Genomic DNA, 8,224 nt, shown 5'->3' on the forward strand with positions numbered 1-8,224 from the left:
TCCATTTCTGTCAAATCCAGGAGAAAATTTGATATGACACTCCGCCCCCCATTGATGTCCAAAGGACAAGCCAATGATATGTACTCCTACATGAGCATCGGGACCGGCCTGATGTGGCTGGCTGGTGGCGTTGCTGCTGGTCCAGCCGCAATTGCGCTGGGCCTGTGCGGCGCAGGTGCTATCGCCAACAATCATCGTGGGAATGGACAGAATGCTCGAAATCCCAAGATGTCTCTCACGCCCGAGCAGACTGCGCCTCCCCCTCCCTTGGATGATGGAGGTTTGCCATCCCCCGAAGCTGTGGCGTATGTCCGAGACATTGAAGACGATTTGAAAAAACAGTTTGGCATCAATGCCGTCTATTGCTACCGCCACATGGTCCGTGAGGGATACGATACTGGCAGTGCCTATCAAACTCTCTTCCAATTTCTGGGACCGCTGAAGCAACAGGGCTACTGGAGAAACGGCCAGATTCAATCTGGTGATATAACTCCGAAGGAACTTCTTGACCAGATCATGGGCCGTCGTGTGGCTTCGCCTGAGTTGCAAAAATATATCAACACTGAATGGTTTCGTGGCTTTTATAACGAAATCAAAAGAAACAATGAGGAAGAAGGCGTGGACCCTCTTGCCACCCAAGGAGCACTCACGCACTTATCGATGATGATTTATATTCTTGGCTTAGAGCCGATCTCCGACAAACCTGTCCACCGCATCAAGCATTGGGTTGATCGTGGGAATCATCCGCTTTATTTCGTTGCAGATTGGAATTGGTTCTGCGGAGGGCCGCTCCATCAGTTTCGGGAACGTTGGGAAGATGCCTTAGAAGCGACTAGAGTGCCCGGTCATCTGGCAGATGAAGCCGAGAGTCTGTTTGAGTATCGTGTTGAGATCCATCGGGGCGAAGCACCTCCTGGTCACCCCGGTGGAGTATTGTGGTCAAGTGTATTTTTTGGTCGTACTAAGAGTTTCCCCGCTAATGAAGAAGACATGCGAGGGAAGTAATGAGATGTTTATTTTTAGTATTGATTGCTGTGAATCCAGTTGGAGAACCGTAATGACTACAGAGTGGTATTTCAGTAACAATGGAGAGCAACTTGGACCAGTGCCAGCCGATCAGATGCAGGGTCTCGTTCTTTCAGGAGATATTTCTTCAACAACGCTCGTCTGGCGAGAGGGAATGACCCAGTGGGAACCAGCCGAAAAAGTTGATGGGCTGCTCAATGCCTCAAATCATAAGCGGCCTGTGCCACCGCCGTTGTCAAAAGTAACGCCGTCCAATTCAAGTGCAGGTATTAGTTCTCAACTGACTGAGCTACAGGACAAACTACTGGAAGGACAGATCGACAAAGAGACGTATGATATGCTCAAACGAGATTTGCTTTACGCCAGTAAACAATCCAAAACTGACAGCAACGATTCAGCGGTGCAGGAAATCTCCCAAACTAATAGTGAGTCTAAGGTGTCTCCCTGGGTGACTGGTAATATTTGTATGGTTGGCAAGGGCGGTTCCTCTGAATTGAAAATAGATGTTTATCTCGATGATGAACTAATCGGAACTGGTTCTGAAGTCGCAGGAATTCACATCGACTTTGAGACTTCAACTGGTCACCACACTCTCAAGCTAAACGAAACAAACAAAGATTCGGCACCTTTTTTCTTTCGCATCGATAAGAACTTTGTGCATCCATTACATTTCGATGCTTCGGGACATTACGAAATTCAAATTGAACCAGGATCTTTTTGGGGACAGTTCAAGGATCAACTATTCAAAATCAATGTAATCCGTAGTAAGTGAAGTATAACATGTCCGAACAACATCTAATCAAACTACAAAAAGCTTTGCTTGAAGGACGGATTGATCAGAAGACCTATAAAGAATTGCGTGAGGATCTACTGGATGAGACCGGTTCCACAGACGAAAACAACAATGTGGCGCATCTATTCGAAGAAGCTGATGTCTTCTTTGGTAATGCTCAGTATGACAAGACGCTGATACTTCTCGACAGAATAGTTGAACTTGAGCCTACATGTGCTGACGCATACTTTTCTCGGGGCTGGACCTACTTGTGCCTGGGAAACGAAAAGAAAGCCAGTGAGAACCTGAAGAAGTCACTACATCTCGTCCCGAAACATGTGCCTACATTGTGTCTTCAAGCCGAAAGGGCGACAACTCAAAATCGATTTGAAGAAGCAATCGTGCTGTTGAATCGTGCCATACAGAGCGAACCCCAAAATGCTCAGCCGATCTATTATCGAGCCCTGACATATGAATCGTGGGCCAGGGCGAGCGCCTCAGCAAATAAGCTTGCCAAGGCACTCGAAGACTTTCAGGTTGCACATAGATTGAATCCTGAGTGTGAGGTTCCAGAGTACAACAGTGATCATCCATCGAAAATCGATTGGGTCAGAATACGAGGGTTACCCGAAACAGAAATTCTTTCAGAAGAGCCGCTTGTCGTCAGAGCGGTTCCGTATGTTGAGAAATTTACTCAAACAGAGGAGGGAAGGACCATCAATTTTTACTGTGGCCAGTGCGGAATGCTTCAGCACCATCCTGCTACTGTTATTAGCCGCCAGCAGGAATGTGTGGAATGTGGAACTTTCAATTCAGTTCCCAGTGATGTAGCCCAAGGGGCTTGGAAGGCAGTCAAGACGACGGGTCTGCTCGTTGGCGGACTAGCTGCGATCGGTCTATGTGCTCTCGGCGGAATGGCTACAGCCAGTGGTTCGAATTCCAGCGGTGGAGAGGCCGGTAGCAATGGCTCGTCAGGTGGAAGTGGAGGCCGAACCATATGGGATAACTGTCCGTCCTGCAGGGGGAAGGGCTTCCAGAACATCGGCACAACAAATGAACGCCGTTGTCCCAATTGTGGTGGTCAGGGTGGAAAGTGGGTCCACAATCCATTCATGAAGTAATGATTTGAAGATACAGATTTGTACGATTGTAATACCGAAACACAATGATCAAGACACCGATAACATCCCGTTTACTCCGCTCACGCCTGATTCTTCCTGATGAATTCTGGGATGGATCAGGAAGTGTTCCCGATATCAACGCCTACATCAATCAGCGGATAACAGTTGCTCTGCAACGGGGACGTATTCCCTGGAAGATTCCCTTGTCTCATGATCCTAATTGTGGTTTGCCCCACAACGTTCGAACTGGTGGTCGATACCGTGGCGTCAACACTTTGCTCTTATGTGACACCTATCATACAAAAGGGTATCGCAACAAATGGTGGGGAACGGCAGAGGACTGGGAAGCGATCGGTGCCGTCGTCAAGTATGGCCAAGAACCCACTGTCATTGCTCAATATCGTGATGTTGGTTGCAAGGCCGATCCTTGTCTGGTCTTTCACGCCAGCCAGGTCCACGGTGCCTGTGACCGCCAGAGCCTTCAGGCTGACGGTGCGATCATGGCCAATGACGAAGCTGATTTAAGCTTCATGGGAATGTTGTTGGAATACCATCAGCCGGATATTCGATTCGACAAAGGTGACACCAAGAATCCGCCTGACTGGAATGGCTACGTTGTGCCTGAACCTTGGCACGATTTCCCTACTCACAAATATGGCGACTACATCCTGATGCAATCTGAGAATCATTTTCCAAGTCGTGCCGATCATTATTCGGTCATGCTACATGAGTTGGTCCATTGGTCTGAGATCCGAACCGACTGGATGCATTGTCTACCTGTTCGAGAATTTGTCGCCGAGGCGGGAATGCACATTCTTGGTCTGGAGTTGGGCGTTCCTCATTGTTTTGACGAATACAATCACCGAAAGTGGCTTCGACATTGGAATGTTATCTTTCACACAGATGATTCGTTTTTCTTCTGGGCGATGGCTCAGGTCGACCGTGTGTGTGATTTCTTGCTTCATCCGATCCTTCAACGAGCGGAACGTGTCTATCACGATAAATGCTCCATCATTCCACCGGTTCACTTCATCAGTGGACCAGACAACATGTGTTTCACTAAGGCTTGGTAAAGGCCACTGCATGACTTTCGCCCCTCGTCCACTTCCTGTTGAGATTCAGAGACTTTGCCTCGAACTGGATGCAGAGAACAAACTATTGTTCCATCTGATTCTCGTCCATGACGTCGCCGTTGACTTATGCGAAGGATTACGGCAGAAGTTTCATGACTTGGAGTTTGACGAGGCCGCAGTTTGTTTTGGGGCAGGGAGCCATGACATTGGGAAGGTGAAACATCCCAACGAATTGACCGGCCCCGGTCGCCAGCATGAAGAAGATGGACCGGCGTTGTTGGAAGAGCACGGAGTTGAACCGAGACTGGCTCAGTTTTCCCGAACTCACGGTCGCTGGACAAAGGAAGCGTTGCCGATCGAAGATCTTCTCGTTGCCCTAAGCGATGCGATCTGGAAGGGACAACGGATTGATGAACTGGAGAAACAAGTGATCGACACGATTTCCCGTCAAACTTGTGTCGAAGAGTGGGAAGTTTTCAGTGAACTCGATGGCTTGCTCGAAAAGATTGCCAGTCAAGGCGACGAAAGGCTTGCATGGCAGCGAAGCAATGGGTGACAAATAGGAGTCCCAAGAAAACGTAGACTGCATATCACTCCAGACGACGTGCTTGGAGCCAAGTTACTCAGGGATTATGGAAATAGTTGTTTGGTTTTTTATTATGTAACAGGTTTTGTTCTGAACAAGGTACAGAGCCACTGTCACTACCCGCCAACTCCCACCTGTCGGTGAGAGTTGGCCTCCTAAATCGATCAATACTCTGATGGCAACAAAATCGTCGTCGCCTCTCGCCGACCATTCTCATCGGCAGCTTCAGTGATGATCCAGATTTTTGAGTCGTCTGCCGTATGATACGCCGACAACAATCTTACTCCAGTCTTCAAGGCTTCGTCGTTGGCCTGCTTGTCCTCGTCACATACTTCACCCCAGTCACATGCTGCATGGCGGCTGAGGAACTCGGCCGGTGATTGGCCTGCGTTTTCGAGAGCTTCCAATGCACCGGGGGTGGCGACGATTTGCCCAAGAGGGAATTTTGCAGAATTCATGTGTGGTCTCCGTTGATTGAAAGAGTGACGATCTGCAAGTCATGGTATGGAGCTACTGATGGCTCTAATGGTTAGCGAATTCTGTTGGTAACCGAAGCGAACGGGGAATTTCCCCAATTGATTTATGGAGTTCGTCACGATGAAGGATTCGCCGCATCGACTCCCAACCCCACTACAAACAAAGCCTGCTCAATTGCCTTGAAGCGGTCGCACGCCAGTGCATCACCGTCCTGCTGAGCACTGTCTGCTGACTCTCGGTACAAGTCGGCAAGTAGGTGTAGAACACTGCCTGTCGTGTAATGTTCAAGTATGGCTGTCAGTTGTTCTTTGGCCTGATCATCACTCATAACGGGATCACCTCCGATTCCACCGCATTGCCATTCGCCAAACGTTCGACTCCTTCCAGGGCAGCGACTTCCCGCTCCGTGGATAGCTGAGTGAGACTGGCCAGCTTACTGACGTATGCCAGTACGACCGGATGAGAGTTGATCGCATCTCCGTTGAGTTTCTGCGACTTTCGTATTGCATCGATGTCCCTCAACATCTGAGCGACGATCGCACGGAGATTGACTCCGTCCTGGACGAGTAAGGCATACTTTGCCGCCTGTCTGGTGGCATCATCAGGATGTATGAATTGCTTGGTCATGGTGGTCTCCAATGATTGAGTAAGTTTGCCTTTGAAGGTACAAAGCTACTGATCGGGTTGAACGAGCTTCCCCGACCTTTGGTCGGGGAAGCAGATCTATAACAAAACTTCGTGGTGTTCAGAATTGAATCCAACGGAAGCTGCTACCCGTAGATGGCAAGTACCGCACCTCGCACACGCTGCCAGTCCCTTTCGTTACATTGTTCCCGTTTGGTTTCGGGAATCGGTGTGACGTATGCGTTTTGAAAAGCGTCGGGATCGTCGCCATTGAAGCTGATTGCTGGTACCCAACCGACACCGAAACCGGGAGCACCCAGGCTGCCCATCGTTTCAACATCTTCGGCAGCCAGGCAGCAATCTCCAACGAAGTCATCAAACTGCTGGCGGTCGAGGATGGCACACCATTTTCGGTGATGGCCGTTTTCCCAACGACCTTCGAGATAGTCGTACTCGTACTGTTCGTCGTCCTCGGTTTGATTCCATATTTCGTCGGCGTTTGGTGGAGCGAATTGTTCGACGTCCACATTGTGCGGAGTATCGACGGAATAAATAATGCTGAATTGCATGAGAGGCTTCCCGGTAAGAGTGGCATGTGAATTGGTTCATGCCACTCAAGGTACAGAGCCACTGATTCCAGAAATGAAAACCCCGTCCGACTGAAATGTTCAGCCGAACGGGACGGGCCAGGGAGACTAACTGGCCATATTCAGGGCAAGGTCGAATGCCTTGCGTTTGAGGTTTGCACCATCATTCATCATTAGTGATCGGAAACGATTGGTTCGCTGGTCACCACGGAAATGGAGTACGTTTCCATGATCAATGGCAAACGTGACGGCATTGGCGAGTTGATACCAGGTCCCCTTCATCTCGCCGAGGTTGTTCGTCTCATCTCGCATAGCTTCCCGTACAGCTTGGACCTTTCTCTCTCGAATTGACTTCGAGCGCTGACTGGCATCATCATTCAGCATCGGGAGAAGTGTCTCAATAAATTGTCGAGCATCATCTCGGTTGAACCGGGCGGAAATCAACTTCTGGCAGTCGGCGTTATATTTCTGGAATGCAGTTTCGACTTCAACCAACGTTTGGCGGGCCGCATCGAGCTTGGCTTGCATATCGCCGCTGTGACGGATGCCTTTGAATAATTTGGCGTTCCACTCGGAAAGAGCCACAGCCAGAGTATTCGCACATTCGACACGGGTCACGCATGGGAAGCATTTCAACGTGCCACCACCATCGAATCGATCTGTCCAAAGGACGTATCGATTATGAGTCTCGCCGTAAATCGGTTGATCGTCATTCGGGATGACGCCGAGAATCCAAATCTCTTCACCTTTACCGAGAACACCGGCGGAAGCGTACCGCATCACGCCATCCCGCATGAGGTCATCCAGGAAGTCAAATGCCTGCCGTGGCTGGACGATACGGTACCCGTCCGTCATACCGCAACCGACTGTGACGCCGGTATCTTTGCGGATACAATGACGATAGCTGTCGAGTTTCATACCGGTTTTGGCATCAGATATGGGACGAAGTTCATACTCAAAATTAAGCACGCCCCTCTTGCCCCATACTTGCTTGCTGGTGAGATGTTGGTCGGCGACGTACTCACCTTTGCGATCCCACCATGCGGGCGTCAATGAAGTAAAAGCTTCTGCCTTACTGTTCTGAAAAGAAATGTTTGCTGGCATGTCGTGTCTCCCTGTGCCATAATTGCGATTAGCTGCCGACAGTCGGCAGCCGTCGCAATTGCAAGGTACGAGGTGACTGAATGTTGCCGAATGACTGTGAACAGGGTAGACTGAGTAGAAATTCAGATGCTCTGCACCTTGGATCTTTTTTCAACTCAACAAATCAAAAGCTTATTAGCCTCATACAGAAAAGGACCGGCAAATGTTAGACGTTCCGTCCACTGACGACGTGAAGAATATTTTTGCCGAGGCGATCCGAGGTATTGATTATAAATTGGCAGAACTTGATCCAAAGGAATACGATCGGATCTTTAGCCGATTGGTGCAGCCCAACTGGCGGCAGGCTGCTAACGGCGTGAAAGTAATCGATGTCAACGACACCGGCAAATTGATTAGAGTCACTGCATCATTCGATATTGATCCTATTGCTCAGGGGCAAGAGCAACAAATCCACAGCCGATGTGCCGAAATCGCTGAAGCAATTCGATCGGAGACAAGGCAGGGTGACGTGGTTCGTTTCTGCTTTGAGTCCCAACCTCGCACTCCAGCGATTGGGAATGGTATAACTTGTATGGCAAAGGGAATCATTAAGGCAGAGGACTCAGCAGGTCAGTAGTCCATCCGATCAGCCGCTTCCCTCACTTCATCCTCTGGACGTCAAATATATTGCTTTGTTGTTTTCAAATTCGAGTAGCCAAGGATTTGAGTTAGGTCAGCCAAGTTACCAGAATTGGTATCAAGACTATAATGGGTCATCGTGTAACATATGAGGTACGGGTAGATCCACTCCCGTTTTTGTCGAAGACAAGTTAAGGTATTGCACAGATTGATCGAGCCCCGCCCGCCACTGGCGG

At 49.4% G+C, this 8,224-nt stretch carries 11 protein-coding genes; 6 read left to right on the top strand and 5 right to left on the bottom strand.

What is annotated here, in order from left to right; genetic code table 11:
• Nucleotides 1–33 precede the first annotated feature (33 nt).
• The 5 genes from AACZ40_RS01595 to AACZ40_RS01615 are packed head-to-tail and all read left to right on the top strand — an operon-like array spanning nt 34 to nt 4,548.
• On the top strand, nt 34–1,005 hold the full coding sequence (locus tag AACZ40_RS01595; RefSeq protein WP_291167883.1) for a hypothetical protein: 972 nt from the start codon (nt 34–36) through the stop codon (nt 1,003–1,005).
• Between the two features lie 52 nt (nt 1,006–1,057).
• Complete coding sequence (locus AACZ40_RS01600; protein WP_291167881.1) at nt 1,058–1,798, top strand: DUF4339 domain-containing protein; 741 nt, start codon at nt 1,058–1,060, stop codon at nt 1,796–1,798.
• Between the two features lie 8 nt (nt 1,799–1,806).
• The gene (locus AACZ40_RS01605) at nt 1,807–2,919 is read left to right on the top strand and encodes a tetratricopeptide repeat protein (RefSeq protein ID WP_291167880.1); all 1,113 of its coding nucleotides are present in this window, start codon (nt 1,807–1,809) and stop codon (nt 2,917–2,919) included.
• A gap of 44 nt (nt 2,920–2,963) precedes the next feature.
• On the top strand, nt 2,964–3,992 hold the full coding sequence (locus AACZ40_RS01610; protein ID WP_291167878.1) for an ArdC-like ssDNA-binding domain-containing protein: 1,029 nt from the start codon (nt 2,964–2,966) through the stop codon (nt 3,990–3,992).
• A 10-nt stretch (nt 3,993–4,002) separates the two neighbouring features.
• Entirely contained in the window at nt 4,003–4,548 is a 546-nt protein-coding gene (locus AACZ40_RS01615; RefSeq protein ID WP_291167875.1) for an HD domain-containing protein, read from the top strand.
• 194 nt (nt 4,549–4,742) lie between these two features.
• Here AACZ40_RS01615 and AACZ40_RS01620 read toward each other — a convergent pair whose 3' ends face one another.
• The 5 genes from AACZ40_RS01620 to AACZ40_RS01640 all read right to left on the bottom strand — a co-directional run bounded on the left by AACZ40_RS01620 (nt 4,743) and on the right by AACZ40_RS01640 (nt 7,370).
• A complete protein-coding gene (locus tag AACZ40_RS01620; protein ID WP_291167872.1) occupies nt 4,743–5,036 on the bottom strand; it encodes a hypothetical protein in 294 nt (97 codons plus the stop codon).
• A gap of 134 nt (nt 5,037–5,170) precedes the next feature.
• Complete coding sequence (locus AACZ40_RS01625; protein ID WP_291167869.1) at nt 5,171–5,383, bottom strand: hypothetical protein; 213 nt, start codon at nt 5,381–5,383, stop codon at nt 5,171–5,173.
• Nucleotides 5,380–5,682: a hypothetical protein gene (locus tag AACZ40_RS01630; RefSeq protein WP_291167866.1), complete on the bottom strand. Its 303-nt coding sequence runs from the start codon at nt 5,680–5,682 to the stop codon at nt 5,380–5,382. Before AACZ40_RS01630 ends, AACZ40_RS01625 begins: the two co-directional genes overlap by 4 nt.
• Nucleotides 5,683–5,825: 143 nt before the next feature.
• On the bottom strand, nt 5,826–6,248 hold the full coding sequence (locus AACZ40_RS01635) for a hypothetical protein (RefSeq protein WP_291167863.1): 423 nt from the start codon (nt 6,246–6,248) through the stop codon (nt 5,826–5,828).
• Between the two features lie 126 nt (nt 6,249–6,374).
• The gene (locus tag AACZ40_RS01640) at nt 6,375–7,370 is read right to left on the bottom strand and encodes a DUF932 domain-containing protein (protein ID WP_291167859.1); all 996 of its coding nucleotides are present in this window, start codon (nt 7,368–7,370) and stop codon (nt 6,375–6,377) included.
• A gap of 202 nt (nt 7,371–7,572) precedes the next feature.
• Between AACZ40_RS01640 and AACZ40_RS01645 the strand changes: the two genes are divergently transcribed.
• Nucleotides 7,573–7,986 (top strand): hypothetical protein, encoded by a 414-nt coding sequence (locus tag AACZ40_RS01645; RefSeq protein ID WP_291167855.1) that lies wholly within the window; start codon nt 7,573–7,575, stop codon nt 7,984–7,986.
• Nucleotides 7,987–8,224: the final 238 nt, after the last annotated feature.

Origin of the sequence: uncultured Gimesia sp. (genome assembly GCF_963972345.1) — a bacterium.
Lineage (GTDB): Bacteria > Planctomycetota > Planctomycetia > Planctomycetales > Planctomycetaceae > Gimesia.